This is a genomic window from uncultured Chryseobacterium sp., assembly GCF_913776365.1.
Taxonomy (GTDB): domain Bacteria; phylum Bacteroidota; class Bacteroidia; order Flavobacteriales; family Weeksellaceae; genus Chryseobacterium.
Window position 1 is genome coordinate 1 of sequence record NZ_CAJYMO010000045.1, and the last position, 18069, is coordinate 18069.

Here is an 18069-nt window from a genome sequence, read left to right on the forward strand (position 1 = left end):
AATTACATCCACCAGCAGCATTTCAGAATTCTTTACATCACCGCCGTTATCGGTGGTTCCGCTCTTTATGCTGTTGATGTTTTTCATCAGCAGCGCTTCCAGTTTGGTTTTTGACAGGGAAGTAATGTCTTTAAGTTCTACCTTCCTGTTATTTTTCAGGTCGAACACCCGATCTGAGAATCCGTAATTATCATGGGCGCCGCCCGAGTACGAGCCCCATGCATATTCAATATGAAGATAGCCGTTGGTATCGGACTTCAGATTCATTCCCGTATCCGAATACCATTGCTGCGCGAAAGTCATATCCGAAAGATAGTCTTTGGAATCCTTCCGCATCTCATTGAAATATTCGTTCTTATTTTTTTCCAGCAATGCCTGCAGCCCTGCTTTGGAGAAATCCCGGATGTTTTTGTCCTGGAAATAGATGCTGTCCAGCAGTGCTTTGTCCTTGATGCCGGGGAAAACCAGCATCCGGGAGGCATACCTGACGGTGAGAGAATCACCGATCTTGATGGAATCATTGATTTTTACCGAATCCACGGCAAATTTTTCTTTGTCTGTCACGGCAGCTGATGTCGTAGCCCGGCTGTCTGTTTTCTTACAGGCGGTAACCGCAAAGCATGCTGCCATGGCAAGGATCGAAATTGTATTTTTCATACTTCTGATTTTTTTCTGTGGTACATGCAAAAACCATTCAAAAGTTGAATGGTTTCCGGTTTTTTTATCTGCGGATTGATTGTATGCGCAGACAATCGGTATTTAATAAACGATGTAGAAATCTCATAGTTCCGTTTTAACGTGAATCCGATATAAAATTAGGTTTTGGCTGAAGCCGGACATGCTCCTATAATGAAGCCGGGCTAAAAAGCCGGAGGAAGAAGGCCAGATGCTGAAAATTCATTTTCGCAAAATAATGGTCAGATATCTTTTTGTGAAAATGATCATATGATCTCTTTTCAAAGTACTCCTACTTAGGAATCCTTTTACCTTTCTTTTTTTTACTTTACTCAACACATTTAAAACCAAGCAACTACAGCCAAATTCACATTACATTATACATTATACAGCAATACATTATACACTGTACATCCAGATCACTTCTTCACCAGGCTGATGACTTGATTTTCCTGTTTTGAAGCCACGCCGAAAATCTGTTTGAAGGCCGGATAATACTCTTTGGGATAATTGGAGCTCAGGACTTTCACAGCGGAAACCACCTCGAGGGTATTGCCTTTCTGCTCGGCGACGTAGCTGTACTCGATCTCTTTGTCATCGGTAACGATTTTTTTGCTTTTCGGCATTTGCTCGATGGTATACCCTTCCGGAATTTCAAGGACCACTTTTTTTATTTTGTTGAAAGGCGAAGTAAAATCGATCAGGTACTTCCGTTCTTCCGTCTGGTCGAACTCATTGGAACTTTTATTCAGGAAGAGCATGGGGTTGATGATGATTTTCTTTCCGACCTTATCAATCAGGTTTTCGGAAGAGAACCTCATGGTACTTTCAAAATCCCCGTTCTCCGTCACTTTTGAATCGATTCCGGTAAAGTCTACGGCAAAATTTTCCTTGTACTGTTTTTTATATTTATCTGCATTCTCATCGTAGCTTTCTTTGGCAAACATTGCATAGGTTCCGGTATCCCGGTCGGCATAAGTTCCGGAAATGCTGCCGTCGTCATTGATTTTTGCGGCTACGGTAAGATAAGTAAAGCTGGTCTTGGCATTCACCATAGACAGCTGCTGCACTTTGTCCTTGGCAAGCAGGATCCCGAACTGGTTCCAGTCCCGGGGCGGGAGCTGGTCTACCGAAGACTGCCTGGAAGTGGCATCGTACAAATGGAACCCGTCTTTGGTCTGTATGGCGGCAATCACCAGGTTCAGATGGGAAACATTGGGCGAGGCAATATTGATCAGCCCGTTGCTGACAGTGGAAATGGCCAGCGGATCTGCCTTAATGCCTGCTTCCCGCAACAGCATAACCAGAAACAGGTTGATTTCAGCAGCGTTTCCGGTTTTGGTTTCCAGCATTTTTTTGATGCCGTCCTCGGTGTAAAGACCGCGGTCCTTGTTCCAGGTAAAGGTATTTTTAACATAGCTGAAAATGGCATTGGCTTTATCCATCTCATTGGTAATGCCTGCAATGCCGGCCGGCATATTCTCTTTGGCCAGCCTTGTTTTCTTCAGCTCGCCACCGAAATCCTCATTTTCGTACAGCCTTTCCTTGATCTGTTCCCAGGAGGAAGAATACAGCTTCAGCTCCTTAAAGTTGGTGGAATGAAGCTCGGCACTGATTTTCGTCCGGTAATTCATATCGTTGTTGATAAACTTTTCCGTTTTAAAAGGCTTCAGGTTATCATATCCGAAACGGTAGGTCCGGTAGTTCATTCCATACATCATCTTCTCTTCCACTTCCCGGTATTTAGGATTCAGGAAACCGGTGTAATTCACGTTATACGCAATGTTTCCGGGCGTGTCCAGCACATATTCCGTATACAATGACGGTGTATTGCTCTCAATAATGATTTCGGGGATGCTGAAAAGGAAGGGTGAAGTGATTTCGTACTGGTATTCGATCACGGAACCGTTTTTCACATTGGGGAAGGCAAATTTGGTGATCGAAACATATTTGCTCTCTTTGCTTTTGTATTTCGAGCTTTTGTCCACCTTTGTGGCGACGGAAGCACCGTTTTCCAGGTTATAGGTAAAGGCTTTCATTCTGGAGAGCGTTTCCTGGTTGCTTCCGTTCTGGTACAGGGGAACTTCGAGGTTCAGCCAGTCTTCGGCTTTCTCCTTGTCGTAGATTTTCACCCGGTAGAATGCTTTTTTCACCAGGTTGCCGGAATTGTTATCTATACTGAAATGCAGGGATTTATACAGGATTTCCGCAGGCGCATTTTCATCCAGCGAAGATTTCTGCCTGGAGAGGTCGGCATCACTGAATTTCGGGATTTCAAGAAACTGGTGTTTCTGTGCATGCGCCAGGGTTAAAGCTGCCGAACACAATGCCAGAAGGATTCTCTTTTTCATGGTTAGATTTTGGAAATTAAAATTTTTGAATTATCGTTACTGATAATTTTCTTTCTGAACTGAATATACTCATTGTATTTTTCTTTAGGATACAATCCTTTATTGATCCTCATGATGCGGCTGACTTTAACTTCTTCCCCACTCTTTGCAAAGATCAGCTTATAGGTTCCGAACTCCGAACTGAGGGAGACGTTTTCAGGCATTTCCTCCATCCTGTAGCTCTTCGGAAGTGCAAAACTGATTTCATATTCATCTTCAAAAGACTGCCTGAGCTCAAAAGGCAGTTCCCTGTTTTCATCGGTTTTATAGATCTGCCCGGAATAGACCGGTACAGCCCGGAAGATCATACTGTTTCCTGCATTTTTGGAATAATTGCCGGCTCTGAAATCAAGATCAAAGGTAGCTACCGCATGATCCTTGTCGTTTATAAAATTATTCATTTCGATCTTATCAAAATGCAGGACATCAATCATGCTTTTTACGGCTTCATTACGTTCTTTCGGTGCCAGGGAAGCAAATCCGAGGGTATAATCATACTGATTGCCTGTAAAGGTGAAATTCCCTTTCCCGGAAATGCTGTTGTCTTCATTGAGGTTTACTTTAAGGATCTGTTTCTCCTTACTCTGCTCGGCAGAATAAGTAGGCGTATCGAGGACTTCAATCCCGTCTTTTTTTACTACAAGGACGTTTCTGTCCGTTGTGGTATATCCCAGGTGATTAAAGGCCATCTGCTGTGATGTGTTTTCCAGCCAGATATTGCCTTTCTCCGTAGGTACCATCAGGACGATATGGTTGCCGCCCATCTTCGGAAAATCCTTATCAAAGGACACCGGTGAATCTCCGGAGTTGATCTTGCAGTAATAGGAAGGAATGCCGGCTTCATCAAGAAGGGTCTTCATGTAAGTAGAGAGTCCTTTACAGTCTCCATACCCTTTCTTCTGCACTTCATCCGGCAGCATCGGCTGCCATCCCCCGATCCCGAGTGCCACGAAAATATACCGTGTCCGGCTCTGCATATGCTGGTAGATTTTCCTTACTTTTTCCTCTGTGGTGCCCTGCAGATTCAGAGCGGCCACTTCAGCTTTGATGGCCGGTGTCGATACGAATACCGGTTCCAGGATGTTTTTATAGTACCAGGTCCCGAAGTCCTTCCAGTCATTGATGCTTCCCTTTTTCCCTTCAAGGTTGAATTTTGTAAGGGCAAAGCTAACTTTCGGAAGGATCTTTTCAGGCCGGGGCAGCAGGAATGATTCATCAAGAGCAGGAACATTGGTGTAGCTGTATACTTTTTCTCCGGCACTTTCACTCTCAGTTACCGCTGTATATTGGTAAGGCGAAGGGTAAATTTTTGACTTCAGTTCGATTCCCGATTTATTGATGATTTTCATACGGGCTTCTTCCAAAGATACCTGGGTGGATCTGAAAGGGGAAAAATCCGGCAGGAAGATGGTGTTCTCATCACCGATCTGGTAAGAGAACTCTACGGTATACGGGTACTGGGTTGGGGTATAAGGCAACGCCATTATCCTGTTGTCTGAATAAAACGTACCCTGGTTGTTATTGGCAAAATCCCCGAAATCTGATCTGGAAAAAGATTTTATCTTTTTACCGGCTTCATCATATACCGTAACTTTGATGTCGGAAATGCTGTTTCCCTTTTCATAAGGAATATATACCCGTGCATTTGAATCCCCGTCTTTGTTCAGTACTGTTGTCACCATGTAATAATGATACCGGATATCATCGATGGTATTAATCTGAACCGTTGTGATATCTTTCCTGATGACTGCATCCGCATTCTTTTTAAGGTTCTCCGGAATGGAGGAAACCGGAAAGTTCTGCGCATAATAAAGGGAAGCTAAAGAAAATGCTCCCAAACAAAGGATTTTCATCATGGTTACTAAAATTTAGCAAAAATAACAAAATCCGGGGAATAGCTGAAATTAATTTTTCATCAGGCTGAGCGTATGTATTTTTATTTTCAATCAGACTTTATACAAGTGTTTTCCGAGTCGTATTATTGTAGAGACAACTTACTGACAGCCAATAAAAAAAAGACCTCATTGCTGAGATCTTTTTATATTGATTCTGAATACATGAATACTTTACCTTAAAATGGAATTAAGCATCAATTTTAGCATATTTCGCATTTTTCTCGATGAATTCCCTTCTCGGCGGAACTTCATCACCCATCAGCATGGAGAACACGCCGTCTGCCTCCACGGCATTGTCGATGGTTACCTGCTTCAGGATTCTGTGCTCAGGGTTCAGGGTAGTTTCCCATAGCTGTTCAGGGTTCATTTCCCCAAGACCTTTATAACGCTGAACCTCTACGCCTCTTCCGTCCGGAGACATTTCCAGCGTAAACTCTTCACGCTCTTTTTCGTTATAGGCATAGATTTTCTTATTTCCTTTCTTCAGTAGGTACAATGGCGGCTGCGCGATGTAGATGTATCCGTTTTCGATCAGTTCTTTCATATACCTGAAGAAGAACGTCAGAATAAGGGTAGAGATGTGGGATCCGTCGATATCGGCATCGGTCATGATAACGATTTTGTGATACCTCAGCTTTGCCATGTTGAGTGCCTTGCTGTCTTCTTCAGTACCAACGGAAACACCCAGCGCCGTATAGATGTTCTTGATCTCCTCGTTATCATATACTTTATGAAGCATGGATTTTTCCACGTTCAGGATCTTTCCTCGCAGAGGAAGGATGGCCTGGAAAAAACGGTCGCGGCCCTGTTTTGCCGTTCCGCCTGCGGAATCTCCCTCTACCAGGAAGATTTCAGATTCAGCCGGATCTTTTGAAGAACAGTCGGACAGTTTTCCCGGAAGCCCGGAACCTCCCATAGGGGATTTCCGCTGTACCATTTCGCGGGCTTTTTTCGCTGCCTGCCTGGCCTTTGCCGCCAACACTACTTTCTGTACGATGATTTTTGCTTCATTCGGGTTTTCTTCCAGGAAGTTGGTCAGCATTTCGCCTACGATCTTATCCACGGCTCCTGAAACCTCAGAGTTCCCCAGTTTTGTTTTGGTCTGCCCTTCAAACTGCGGCTCCATTACTTTTACGGAAATTACGGCGGTCAGTCCTTCACGGAAGTCATCTCCGGTAATTTCCACTTTTTCTTTCTGAGGGATTCCCAGGTCGTCCGCATATTTTTTCAGGGTTCTCGTCAAGGCCCTTCTGAAGCCGGCAAGGTGGGTTCCCCCTTCGTGTGTATTGATGTTATTTACATAAGAATGAAGGTTTTCGTTGAAAGAGGTATTGTAACGCATGGCTACTTCTACCGGGATATCATCCCTTTCCCCTTCCATGAAAATTACGTTCTCCATAATGGATTCGCGGTTTCCGTCGATATACTCAACAAATTCCTTAAGTCCGCCTTCAGAATGGAAGACTTCGGTTCTGAATGATCCGTCTTCCAGTTTTTCCCTTTCATCCGTCAGGGTAACGGTAATTCCTTTGTTCAGGTAGGAAAGTTCCCGCAGACGGCTTGCCAGGGTATCGTAGTTATACACCAGTTCCGTAAAGATGGTATCATCCGGCTGAAAGAACTGCTTGGTTCCCCTTTTATCACTGTGCCCGATTTCTTCTACTTCAGTTTGGGCTTTTCCTTTGGAATATACCTGCTGGTACACGTTTCCGTCCCTGTAAACGGTAGTGATCATTTCATTGGAAAGTGCGTTCACACACGACACCCCAACTCCGTGAAGACCTCCTGAAACTTTATAGGAATCTTTATCGAACTTACCTCCGGCCCCGATCTTCGTCATCACCACCTCAAGTGCGGATTTCTGCTCTTTTTCGTGGAAGTCTACCGGGATCCCTCTACCGTTGTCGCTTACCTCAACTCCGTTTCCTTCTTTGATGCTTACGAAAATGGTATCGCAGTAGCCTGCCAAAGCCTCGTCAATAGAGTTATCCACTACTTCATAAACCAAGTGATGGAGACCTCTTACGCCTACGTCACCAATGTACATTGAAGGACGCATACGAACGTGCTCCATTCCTTCCAATGCCTGAATACTACTCGCTGTATATTGTTTCTGACTCATATCTATGGGTTGTTCTTTTTTATTTTAAATGTATTTTTTACTAAATAGCGGGAATCAAACTGATTTCCCTTTTTTCTCAGGTTTACCCGGACTTCCATTTTATCTGGATAGAGTGAAAACTCGAGGCTTTTAAGCTCATCTTTTTTCACTTCGATTTCACCGGTCTGGTCTTTGCCTTTCAGCATATCGAAATATTCCCCTGAAAACCTGAAATCTGAAGAAAGACTGCTATCATAAGGCGTTACGCTGAATACCAGGATGTAGGTTTTCTTTTCGAAATCATAGGTAAGCTGCTGTTCGATTTTATTGATATAAAATGCTATTCCTGAATGATCGTTCTTCTTGCCGGCATAAAAGAACGCATCGGGAAGCTGAAGCTGCACATCTTTCTGGGTTATTTCAAGGTCACCTCTTGGAAGAAGATATTCATTGGTCATCTGCTGAACTCCGCCAACCGTAAGCGAACGGTAGAATGTATCGATATTCTTTCTGGTCTTTTCTTCGTCCGGGGTTTCAATATAGGTTTTATAAAGCGGAATGGTACATTCGGTGCCACCGGTTTTTGTATTGATTTCCTTGCAGAGCCTTGTCAGAAGCCCGGGCTGGAATTCATCCACCTTTTCATCGAGGCTGATCTTATTGGCTTTTCCCACTTCCCGCACCAGCTGTACGTATTTTGAAACCTTTGCATCATACGGGAAATCCATCATATTGAGGAAATGAGCCAGCACCTGTTCATTGGTCATATTCAGCCTGATGAACATATACATGAAATTGGCAGCATTGAACCGGGGATCATAGTTATCAAAATCCACCATTCCGGGACGTGCTTTCCAGGTATTGTTATTCAGGACAGGAACCGTGGCAATGGGTTTGCCCATCATCGTACTGTTCATTTTCGGCACGATCACAAATCCGGTCTTCAGGAAATCATAGGTCCTGTTCTGAAAAAAAATCAGTGACAGGGAATTGAAGCTGCCGTTATTGCCTGCCGAACGCTGGTGGTCCTGATAAAAAATCTCTCCGGAAATCCGTCTGGCTTCATCAACAAAAAAACTGTATTCTGACGGAAGATGAACCGGTTGTCCCTCCTCCATATAGATACGGTGAAGTCCGTTTCTGAACTGAGCAGAAAAACAGGAAAAAGAAAGCAGAAAAAGCGCTGTTGTACGCTTTCTGTTCAACCATTTTATCACCGGACTTTCAAACACTTTATTACAATAAAAATTCTTACAAATATCGTGATTTTTTACGAGATATGAAAGTTAAAATATGTCAAAAAACGCCTGATTTTTCAATGAAATCCGGTGGCTGGTTTCTTTTGTAAAAATACCAAAGGTAAAACCTATTTCCCGGGGAAACCCTGTTGTAAATCATACCCGCTTCCGTAATTTATGCTTACATTTAGTTGCTTAAAATTAATTGTATGGATGATTTTCTTGCTGCCCGTTCACAGATGGCCATGTCGCTCGGGTTCCATATCATTTTTTCATGTGTGGGAATGGTGATGCCGTTCCTGATGGCTTTTGCCCACTGGAAATACCTGAAGACGGATAATGAAGTGTATAAAGGCCTGACCAAGGCATGGAGCAAAGGCGTTGCCATTCTTTTCGCCACCGGAGCCGTTTCCGGTACCATGCTGTCGTTTGAGCTCGGCCTGCTCTGGCCGCAGTTCATGAAACATGCAGGCCCGATTTTCGGGATGCCGTTTTCCCTGGAAGGAACGGCTTTCTTCATCGAAGCCATTGCCATTGGTTTCTTTCTCTATGGCTGGGACCGCTTCAACCGATGGTTTCACTGGTTCTGCGGATTCCTGGTGGGCGTAAGCGGACTCGCCTCCGGGATCCTGGTCGTTGCGGCCAATGCCTGGATGAATTCCCCTGCCGGATTCGATTATATCAACGGGGAATACATGAACATCGACCCGATCAAAGCCATGTTCAATGATGCCTGGTTTTCACAGGCGCTGCACATGACGGTGGCTGCATTCTGTGCTACCGGGTTTGCCGTTGCCGGCGTACACGCTTACCTGATCATGAAGAAAAAAAATGTGGAATTCCATACCAAAGCTTTTAAGATTGCGGCAGGATTCGCCATGATCGGGGCTTTCGGAGCTCCTCTGACCGGTGATACGGCAGCTAAATCCGTTGCTAAGAGGCAACCGATCAAGCTGGCAGCGATGGAAGCCCATTTCAATACCGAAAAAGGGGCTGCTTTCGTCATCGGCGGCATTCCAAATGAAGAAAAGGAAGAAATAAAATATGCCGTAAAGATCCCGAAAGTACTGAGTTTCCTGGTTTCCGGTGACTTCAATTCCGAAGTAAAAGGATTAAAGGATTTCCCCAGGGATGAATGGCCGCCGGTAGCAGTGGTTCACTACGCTTTCCAGATTATGATTTTCTTCGGCGTGGTAATGATTATCATCGGAAGCCTGTATCTGTTTGCCGTTTTTTTCAGGAAGGAATGGCTTACCCGCCACTGGTTCCTGAAAACATTCCTGATCGCTACGCCTTTCGGGTATATTGCACTGGAAGCAGGCTGGACGGTAACGGAAGTCGGCAGGCAGCCCTGGATCATCTATGGGATCATGCGTACCGTGGATGCCGTAACCCCGATGCCCGGTATACAGTATTCGTTTTATTTCTTCACGGCCGTTTTCGCTTCCCTGTCTCTCCTGATGGCTTTCCTGCTGAGCCGGCAGATCAAAATGGTACCGAAATTATATGATCCCACCGATCCTCAGTTTAACCCTAAAACCAAGAAATCATGATGTATGTTGTAATAGGCTTTCTGTGGCTGTCCATATGCCTGTATGTCATCCTGGGCGGTGCCGACTTCGGTGCCGGCATCGTGGAATTGATGACCCGCAAAAAAAACCGTCCCAAGACGCAGGTGATCATGTATGAATCGATAGCACCGGTATGGGAGGCCAACCATATGTGGCTGATTATTGCCGTGGTGATCCTGTTTGTCGGGTTTCCTGAAGTATACACGACTCTTTCCACCTACCTTCACATTCCACTGGTGCTGATGCTCATCGGGATTATCGCCCGGGGCACCTCGTTCACCTTCCGGCATTATGATGCCGTGAAAGACCAATGGCAGAAAGTATATACCCAGATTTTTTATTTCTCCAGCCTGCTGACGCCTTTTTTCCTGGGGCTGATAGCCGCTGCCACCATTTCCAGGTCCATCCATCCGGAAGCCGGTAATTTCCTGGATCTTTATATTTTCAGCTGGCTTACGGGGTTTGGCGTTTCGGTAGGCTTCTTTACAACCGCCCTCTGCGCCTATCTTGCTTCGATCTTTGCACTGCGTGAAACCGCAGACCGTATGGAACTGAAACTCATGATCAGAAAATCCAAGCAGACCATGGTTTTCGTGGTAATTACCGGTCTGCTGGTCTTTTTAACAGCTTATATTTCGGATATCCCGTTGGTGATGTGGGTATTTTCCAAGCCTTTGGGTATTATGGCGACTGCCTTTGCCACCATCTGCCTGCTGCTGATCCTCAGGGCCATGCATACCGGTAAACTGCTTGCTGTACGTGCGCTGGCCGGTTTCCAGATCATCATGATTTTGGTAGCCGCTACCTACCAGCATAATCCCGACATTATCCTTTTCGGGAACGGGCAGCAACTTTCCCTGCTGGAACATGTAGCCGCTCCGAAAACGATTACCGCCCTCGGATGGGCACTGATCTTAGGTTCCGTATTTATCCTGCCGTTCCTGTTTTACCTGATGGTTTCCTTCAGCAAACGGCGGCGACAGCTGACCGATACGGCAAAACCGGAAACGCCGGTGAAGTAAACAGGTGCCCTTCAAATAAAAAACCCCTCCGCGATTTAATTGCGGAGGGGTTTTTAGCTCTATATTATGAAAAACATTTTATAACATGTCAGAGGTTTCTCTGGCTAATTCAGGAGATTCATCAATATGATTCCGGTTACCTCCGCACAGGACTCTTCTCAGAACCTCTTTCTGATATGATTAAAAATAACCGTATTTGCACTTAAAATGAGTTTCAAAACTGCTATAATAATTATGCTGATGACAACTGCAGGAACAGCAAGTAAAGAACCTCTGACAGACCATCCGGTCTCAATCACAGCATAAAGTGATCCTCCAAAAACTCCTGAAGTAACTAGTATTGCCACAATAAACATCCACCTGTTTCTTAATTCATAGTAAGAGACTTCTGATAAAATGTATCCTTGCTTCCTACCATACAGAACTTCCAGAAACATTCCTTTTTTACCGGTAATAATCATTTCCTCTCCCTTTGCAAAAATCCGTTTGGAAACATCAACTTCCTCCGGATTGTAATACAGGGTAACAGACTGCTCTTTTTCTGATTCGGCAAAAATTCTTTTTATAACTACGGCTTCCTGCTTTCTGTCATTAAACCGGTGTATCGTAAACATTTCATGGAAATCATTATCTCCGTTTTTTTTAGATTGATAAAAAATGACTGTACAGGCATCATCCAGCAGCTTTGCTCTCTTCAGGATATAGATTTTGGAAAAATCTTTTTTGATGTAAGCCTTTTTGTTCTGAAAAAAAATTTCAATCCAGTCAATCCCATTCCGATGTTTAACACGGTTAAAATCAACAATATTACCATTATATAAACAGACTCCGGTTTCTGAGTTCTCTTTGTGATCTGAATATACTGCTATTGTCTGGTTAATTTTAATTTTCTTAAGCATTAGTTTTAGTTTTAAATAGAAGAATCATCAATAATAAAGGCCACCCGAAGATGACCTTTTATATTACAAATAATGAGTATTACATAAGTTTCATCAAAACCTGCTCATCCGTTTTCTCCACCTTCACCAGGTTGTTTTTGGTTAAAGTCTTGGAAGCCTTGTCCCACTTCTTTCCGGACAGCTGGCTTCTTTCCTTTACCTCAGCCAGCAGGAACGGTTCTTCGCGGGAATTCAGGATTTCAAGGATTACCTTTTCATCTTCTCCGAGTTCGATCTGAGGAACGGTTTTCTCCGGCTTCATCTGCGGGAAGAACAGCACTTCCTGGATGGAAGCATTATTGGTAAGGAACATGATCAGCCTGTCCATACCGATTCCAAGTCCTGAAGTCGGCGGCATTCCGTATTCCAGGGCCCTGAGGAAATCCTCATCAATGAACTGTCCTGCTTCGTCATCCCCTTTCTCCGAAAGCTTCAGCTGGTCTTCGAAACGCTCTCTCTGGTCGATAGGGTCGTTCAGCTCGGAATAGGCATTGGCAATTTCTTTTCCGCACACCATCAGCTCAAAACGTTCCGTAAGTCCTTCCTTGCTTCTGTGTTTCTTGGTCAGCGGAGACATTTCAACCGGATAATCGGTAATAAAAGTCGGCTGGATAAAGTTTCCTTCGCACTTTTCCCCGAAAATCTCGTCGATCAGCTTTCCTTTCCCCATGGTTTCATTCACCTCGATACCGATGGATTTTGCAAAATCAAAGAGCTCCTGCTCCGTTTTTCCGGTAATATCGAAACCGGTGAACTTCAGGATGGCATCGGTCATTGAAATTCTCTGGTAAGGGGCTTTGAAGTCCACTTCATATTCCCCGAAAGTGGCTTTGGTAGTCCCGTTAACCTGTACGGCGCAGAACTCAAGCAGCTTTTCAGTAAAATCCATCATCCAGTTGTAGTCCTTATAAGCTACATAGATCTCCATAGCGGTAAATTCCGGGTTATGCGTTCTATCCATCCCTTCATTCCTGAAGTTTTTCGAGAATTCGTAAACCCCGTCGAAACCGCCTACGATTAGTCTTTTCAGATATAATTCGTTGGCAATTCTTAAATATAAAGGAATATCCAAGGCATTGTGGTGGGTAATGAACGGCCTTGCTGCAGCTCCTCCGGGAATCGATTGTAAAATCGGGGTTTCCACCTCAAAATAGCCGGCATCGTTGAAGAAAGTCCTCATTGCATTGAAGAGTTTTGTTCTCTTTACAAAAACCTCTTTTACGTGAGGATTAACGGTTAAATCCACATAGCGCTGCCTGTATCTCATTTCCGGATCGTTGAACGCATCATAGACTACGCCGTTTTCATCGGTTCTCGGTTGCGGAAGCGGCCTCAGGGATTTGGTAAGAAGCGTAAAGTTCTTTACCAGCACGGTCTTTTCACCTACCTGCGTAGTGAACAGCTCTCCTTCTACCCCAATGATATCACCAATATCCAGAAGATGCTTATAGACTTCGTTATACAAAGTTTTGTCTTCACCGGTACAGATTTCATCCCTGTTAAAATACACCTGGATCCTGCCTGTAGAATCCTGCAATTCAGCAAAAGAAGCTTTTCCCTGAATTCTTCTGGACATCAGTCTTCCAGCAATCTTCACCTGTTTACTTTCTGCGAAACCCTGCTTTATGGATTCTGTGGTATCCGTAATTACATATTCATCCGCCGGGAATGCATCAATTCCCATTTCAACAAGCTTACTCAGCTTTTCTCTTCTAATGATTTCTTGTTCTGATAATTGCATTTCTTATTTTTCTAAAAGCGTACAAATTTAGTGATTATTTATAATAATCGGGTTTAAAAGTCGATGTAAATCCGATGATGTCTGGTTTGTACAGGGATTAATATCCATTGTACCGTAAAGATGGACCGGAAACAGAGACAGGCCCGCTGTTTTAAGATCCTGCTGGCACCTGTCTGTATATTTCCACCAGCCTGACATGATAATAAAGAATCCGGAGATCTTTCCTTTTACATAAGATGATATCACTTTTCTATAAATTGTAGCATTGTATAGTTATCGTTAAAACCCGTATTATACTATACAATAACTCACCATATACCTCATTTTGCATATAAATTCACATAAAATTAAAAAAAATCACAAATTAATGAATTAAAATAAAATTTATTTTTTATCTTTGAATATACCGGCAGTTAACAACTGTTTACAGGAAGAGGTAAAGTGCTTTTCCACCTCCGCAATGTATGTCAGCATATGATGAAAAGGGAGATTCCGGTAATCAGCGGAACCGGCCGCGTATGGCTCAGGAAGGTAAAAGTTCTAATGCTGCAGTCAGCATATTTTAATATGATTCTAGAAACACAATTCCCAAGCGCCTTATCTTCCTGTAGGGCGCTTACCTCTTACTGAGATTCAGCCAGGTCCTGCGGTTATTCCGTGGCACGAATGTCCAGGCCAGCATCCGGCTTGTTTTCTGTCCCTGCGCCATCTCGATCACCCTGAATTCTGCGGCTTTTACTTTCCTGCAAAGAGCCATGAGTTTTGCGAGATGATCCTTTCTGGAAACCAGGCAGGTAAACCACATGACCTGTGAAGCATACAGCACACTTTCACCGATCATCTTTGTAATGAATGCCGCTTCGCCACCTTCGCACCACAGTTCAGATTGCTGCCCGCTGAAGTTCAGTACCGGTTTACGGATCTTCGATTGAGTAAGGTTTTTAGTTTTCCTCAGGTTTCCTTTTAATGCGGAAGCTTCGGAATCATGGAAAGGCGGGTTGCACATGGAAAAGGCAAAACGGTCCTCAGGTTCAATGATATTTTTAAAGATACGATCCGCATCCGGCTGTTCCTGTAAACGGATAACGGGCAAAAGATCCGGATTCCGGTCTAAAATCTGCGCTGCGTTGCGTAAAGAGTCTGCATTGATATCGGTTCCAAGCATAGACCAGCCGTATGAACGGTGTGCCAGTAAAGGGTATACCAGATTTGCTCCTGTTCCGATATCGAGACCATGTACCTTCAATCCTTCAGGAATTTTACCAAGAGATTCCGCCAGCAGATCGGCGATGTAGTGAATGTAATCTGCCCTTCCGGGAATCGGCGGACAGAGGTTGGTATCGGGAATATCCCAATACTGAACCTTATAAAAGTGTAACAACAAAGCTTTATTCAGCAGTTTAACAGCCTTCGGAAGGCTGAAATTGATCGTTACACTTTGATAAGCGTTCAGATACACATATTGTTTTAATTCCGGCACACATGAAATCAGCTGATCGAAATCATACGGATCCCGGTGGAGATTTCTGGGATGCAGACTGGACTTTTCAGCCATGACTTATTTTTTCAGGCTTACAATGTACTGCACTATTTTTCCGGCATCCTCCTTTGATATCTGGGGATGGGCAGGCATCGGGACATTCCCCCATACTCCGCTTCCGCCTTCTATAATCTTGGAGGCCAGCAGTTCGGTATCTTTATCCGTATACTTCGCTGCAATTTCCCGGTAGGAAGGCCCTACCATTTTTTCCGTTATTGAATGGCACCCTGAACAGTCAAGGGTCTCTATCATCTGTTCTCCGGAAAGATGGCCTGCAGAAGTATTCCGTGCATCAGATGTTCCGGGAGAAGGACTGCTCTCCACAGGCGTTTCTTTTTTAGAACAGGAAAATACCAGCAATACCAGGCTTCCTGCCAGAAAAAATTTCTTCATTATTTTTTGGTAAGCGTATCCGGTTTTGCTTCGCCGGCAGGTAAAGATTCCGCTGCATTTACTTTTACGGCTTCTGTCTTTCTGGCAGTGGAATCCACTACGGTAGGAGCATCCGGTTCAGGCAACATCGTGTTGCTGTCCTGTAAGTCATGATTGGGCTTTTTTGAACAGCTTGCTGCTACTAGACCTCCGATAAATGCGATAGCTAATACTTTTTTCATTATTTTTTCCTATAAAATTTAGACAAAAATATAAAAAATAAACGTTTAAACTCATGATAAATATCCATTTTAAAGATATTTTACCGGATACAAAGCTGGGAAATCCTTATATTTAAGATCGTTTTAAATGCCAAAGCATGGTTTTCCTTTCAAAAATTCTCTTTTTCACAAGCCACCACGGCTTTCTTACGGTGATCGCTCTGTTCTTATTTTTCGGACTGTTATCGGCTCTTACCAAAAAATGGGCACTGCTGATCATTGCCTTTATTGTATCCATTGGAAATGTCATCAGCGGACAGTTCCTGAATGCCTGGTTTCTAAATACTTACGGTACTGAAAGCACAGCCGTTATCACTTCCGATGTCGAGACCAGCTCTACCCTCAATGAACAGCGCATCCATGATTATGAAGCTATTGTGAAGAAAACCGACGGAAGCTATATTACAACTTTCTTTTCGACCACAACGGCAGCGATTTATCCTATCGAAAATGCCATCCGGATTCCGCAGAAAGAAAAAAGGTTTCCGGTAAAATTCATTCCCGATTACGAAAAAAACATCGTTATGCTCTACAATCAGTCTGATGAAGGAAAAATGCTGTTAAAATACCAGAAACGTGCGCCCGTTGAAAAAGCAAGAATACAGTATGAAGCAGATCCGGAAAACCAGGAATTTATCCGTGAATACCGTTCAGCCCTACAAAACTACCTGAATGAATACGATGACCCTGAATATTCGGCAAAGCTCAGACAATTGGAAAGCAAATAATTTTCAGATTAAAAATCGAAAAGGAACAGGATTTGTTATATGCTTCACGATTTATTTTTACCATTTTGTTTTTCATATCAAAAAAATATATACATTTGTACCATGTTTAGTAACAGCAATAATATTTGGTGGTGGCTTTCAAACTCTTCGTCGGGTCTGAGGCTGTTGTCGTGCTGTTAATTCATCTTAACGCATAAATAATAAAACAATATACAAAAGAGACTTTGACGGATACCGTTGAAGTCTTTTTTATTTAACCCTATTTAAAAATAAACTGCAGATGTTCAGTAAAAAAATAAAAGTAAAAACCGTTTCAAGAAAAACGTTGGGTGATCTCCGGACACCGATGAATATTTACCTCCAGGTCCGTGACAAATTCAGGGATACCATCCTGCTAGAAAGCTCGGATTCCAAAAATATCGACAATAATTTCTCATTTATCGCCATCAATGCCATTGCCGGAATCGAGATCAAAACCCTGACGGAATTTGAGGTAAAACTTCCCGGGCAGGAACCAGTAAAACAATCCATTGAAGGGCAAAAAATCACGGAAATCCTACAGGACTTCGCCCATGTATTTGAATGTGAAAACACCAGTGATCCCATTGAAAAGACCGCACAGAGCCTTTTCGGATATACCAGTTTTGAAGCGGTGCAGTTTTTTGAAAATCTGACCTTCAAGCCACAAAGCCCGGAAGTGGAAATCCCTATCCTCCGGTACCGGTTGTATCAGTATGTGATTGCCATCAACCACTACAATGATGAAATGCACATCATTGAGAACCAGATCGCAGGGATCAAGCCGGAACTCTATGTATTGGAAAGTCTTATTAAAAATCAGAATTCCGTGGTCTATCCTTTCGAGAAAGACGGCGAAGAAACTTCAAACATCACTGATGAAGAGTATATTGACCTGGTGAAAACCGCGCAGAAGCACTGCATGAGAGGTGATGTCTTCCAACTGGTATTAAGCAGAAGGTTTGAACAGAAATTCAAAGGAGACGAATTCAACGTTTACCGCGCATTGAGAAATATCAATCCTTCTCCTTACCTGTTTTTCTTTGATTATGGAAATTACAGGCTCTTCGGATCCAGCCCTGAAAGCCAGCTGATCATCAAAAACAACAAAGCGGTCATCCATCCTATTGCCGGTACCTTTAAAAGAACCGGACATCTCGAAACCGACCTGCAATCCATTGAAGCTTTAAAAAATGATGAAAAGGAAAATGCCGAACACACGATGCTGGTCGATCTTGCCAGAAACGATCTGGGTAAACTCGGGAAAAACGTTACGGTAACCAAACTGAAGGAAATCCAGCTTTTTTCCCACGTCATCCATATGGTAAGCGAGGTAACGGCAGATGTACAGGAAAAAACAAATCCTTTTGAAATGGTGGCAGCCACCTTTCCTCAGGGTACCTTAAGCGGAGCTCCTAAGCATAAAGCCCTCCAGTTAATCGACAAATATGAAAAAGATTCCCGGGGCTATTACGGCGGCTGTATCGGAATGATCGGTTTAGACGGCGAATGCAACCAGGCCATTATGATCCGTACTTTTTTAAGCAAAAACAATACGC

General features: G+C 43.6%; 14 protein-coding genes. 4 read left to right on the forward strand and 10 right to left on the reverse strand.

Going from position 1 to position 18069, the window contains the following annotated elements; all coding sequences use genetic code 11:
* The 5 genes from QZ735_RS02595 to QZ735_RS02615 form a co-directional block, all read right to left on the reverse strand.
* Positions 1-657, reverse strand: a 657-nt coding sequence (locus QZ735_RS02595; RefSeq protein ID WP_294243871.1) for a DUF3298 domain-containing protein, incomplete at its 3' end; no start/stop codon positions are given.
* 437 nt (positions 658-1094) lie between these two features.
* On the reverse strand, positions 1095-3026 hold the full coding sequence (locus tag QZ735_RS02600) for a transglutaminase-like domain-containing protein (RefSeq protein ID WP_294243872.1): 1932 nt from the start codon (positions 3024-3026) through the stop codon (positions 1095-1097).
* A 2-nt stretch (positions 3027-3028) separates the two neighbouring features.
* The gene (locus tag QZ735_RS02605; protein ID WP_294243874.1) at positions 3029-4921 is read right to left on the reverse strand and encodes a DUF3857 domain-containing protein; all 1893 of its coding nucleotides are present in this window, start codon (positions 4919-4921) and stop codon (positions 3029-3031) included.
* Positions 4922-5147: 226 nt separating this feature from the next.
* Positions 5148-7082, reverse strand: a complete 1935-nt coding sequence (gene gyrB, locus QZ735_RS02610; protein WP_294243876.1) for a DNA topoisomerase (ATP-hydrolyzing) subunit B — start codon at positions 7080-7082, stop codon at positions 5148-5150.
* A 2-nt stretch (positions 7083-7084) separates the two neighbouring features.
* Entirely contained in the window at positions 7085-8266 is a 1182-nt protein-coding gene (locus QZ735_RS02615; protein WP_294243877.1) for a hypothetical protein, read from the reverse strand.
* 242 nt (positions 8267-8508) lie between these two features.
* Here QZ735_RS02615 and QZ735_RS02620 point away from each other — a divergent pair, with 242 nt between their 5' ends.
* Both QZ735_RS02620 and QZ735_RS02625 read left to right on the forward strand, forming a co-directional pair.
* Positions 8509-9852, forward strand: a complete 1344-nt coding sequence (locus tag QZ735_RS02620) for a cytochrome ubiquinol oxidase subunit I (protein WP_294243879.1) — start codon at positions 8509-8511, stop codon at positions 9850-9852.
* Positions 9849-10892, forward strand: a complete 1044-nt coding sequence (locus tag QZ735_RS02625) for a cytochrome d ubiquinol oxidase subunit II (RefSeq protein ID WP_294243881.1) — start codon at positions 9849-9851, stop codon at positions 10890-10892. Before QZ735_RS02620 ends, QZ735_RS02625 begins: the two co-directional genes overlap by 4 nt.
* 158 nt (positions 10893-11050) lie before the next feature.
* On the opposite strand, the gene QZ735_RS02630 is transcribed toward QZ735_RS02625, so the two are convergent.
* The 5 genes from QZ735_RS02630 to QZ735_RS02650 all read right to left on the reverse strand — a co-directional run bounded on the left by QZ735_RS02630 (position 11051) and on the right by QZ735_RS02650 (position 15725).
* On the reverse strand, positions 11051-11791 hold the full coding sequence (locus QZ735_RS02630; RefSeq protein ID WP_294243883.1) for a hypothetical protein: 741 nt from the start codon (positions 11789-11791) through the stop codon (positions 11051-11053).
* A 79-nt stretch (positions 11792-11870) separates the two neighbouring features.
* Complete coding sequence (gene lysS, locus QZ735_RS02635) at positions 11871-13571, reverse strand: lysine--tRNA ligase (RefSeq protein ID WP_294243884.1); 1701 nt, start codon at positions 13569-13571, stop codon at positions 11871-11873.
* A 616-nt stretch (positions 13572-14187) separates the two neighbouring features.
* Positions 14188-15126 carry a 23S rRNA (adenine(1618)-N(6))-methyltransferase RlmF gene (gene rlmF, locus QZ735_RS02640; protein WP_294243885.1) on the reverse strand — a complete coding sequence of 313 codons (939 nt, stop codon included), beginning with the start codon at positions 15124-15126 and terminating at the stop codon, positions 14188-14190.
* Between the two features lie 3 nt (positions 15127-15129).
* On the reverse strand, positions 15130-15504 hold the full coding sequence (locus QZ735_RS02645) for a c-type cytochrome (protein WP_294243886.1): 375 nt from the start codon (positions 15502-15504) through the stop codon (positions 15130-15132).
* Positions 15504-15725 carry a hypothetical protein gene (locus QZ735_RS02650; protein ID WP_294243887.1) on the reverse strand — a complete coding sequence of 74 codons (222 nt, stop codon included), beginning with the start codon at positions 15723-15725 and terminating at the stop codon, positions 15504-15506. Before QZ735_RS02650 ends, QZ735_RS02645 begins: the two co-directional genes overlap by 1 nt.
* A gap of 137 nt (positions 15726-15862) precedes the next feature.
* Between QZ735_RS02650 and QZ735_RS02655 the strand changes: the two genes are divergently transcribed.
* Positions 15863-16492 carry a hypothetical protein gene (locus QZ735_RS02655; protein ID WP_294243888.1) on the forward strand — a complete coding sequence of 210 codons (630 nt, stop codon included), beginning with the start codon at positions 15863-15865 and terminating at the stop codon, positions 16490-16492.
* Between the two features lie 280 nt (positions 16493-16772).
* Positions 16773-18069, forward strand: a 1297-nt coding sequence (locus QZ735_RS02660; protein WP_294243889.1) for an anthranilate synthase component I family protein, incomplete at its 3' end; no start/stop codon positions are given.

Excerpts from the sequence above, each read along its gene's own strand:
- QZ735_RS02645 (WP_294243886.1), bottom strand. The coding sequence starts at position 15,504 with ATGAAGAAATTTTTTCTGGCAGGAAGCCTGGTATTGCTGGTATTTTCC.
- gyrB (WP_294243876.1), bottom strand. The coding sequence starts at position 7,082 with ATGAGTCAGAAACAATATACAGCGAGTAGTATTCAGGCATTGGAAGGA.
- QZ735_RS02650 (WP_294243887.1), bottom strand. The coding sequence starts at position 15,725 with ATGAAAAAAGTATTAGCTATCGCATTTATCGGAGGTCTAGTAGCAGCA.
- lysS (WP_294243884.1), bottom strand. The coding sequence starts at position 13,571 with ATGCAATTATCAGAACAAGAAATCATTAGAAGAGAAAAGCTGAGTAAG.
- QZ735_RS02600 (WP_294243872.1), bottom strand. The coding sequence starts at position 3,026 with ATGAAAAAGAGAATCCTTCTGGCATTGTGTTCGGCAGCTTTAACCCTG.
- QZ735_RS02605 (WP_294243874.1), bottom strand. The coding sequence starts at position 4,921 with ATGATGAAAATCCTTTGTTTGGGAGCATTTTCTTTAGCTTCCCTTTAT.
- rlmF (WP_294243885.1), bottom strand. The coding sequence starts at position 15,126 with ATGGCTGAAAAGTCCAGTCTGCATCCCAGAAATCTCCACCGGGATCCG.
- QZ735_RS02625 (WP_294243881.1), top strand. The coding sequence starts at position 9,849 with ATGATGTATGTTGTAATAGGCTTTCTGTGGCTGTCCATATGCCTGTAT.
- QZ735_RS02655 (WP_294243888.1), top strand. The coding sequence starts at position 15,863 with ATGGTTTTCCTTTCAAAAATTCTCTTTTTCACAAGCCACCACGGCTTT.
- QZ735_RS02630 (WP_294243883.1), bottom strand. The coding sequence starts at position 11,791 with ATGCTTAAGAAAATTAAAATTAACCAGACAATAGCAGTATATTCAGAT.
- QZ735_RS02620 (WP_294243879.1), top strand. The coding sequence starts at position 8,509 with ATGGATGATTTTCTTGCTGCCCGTTCACAGATGGCCATGTCGCTCGGG.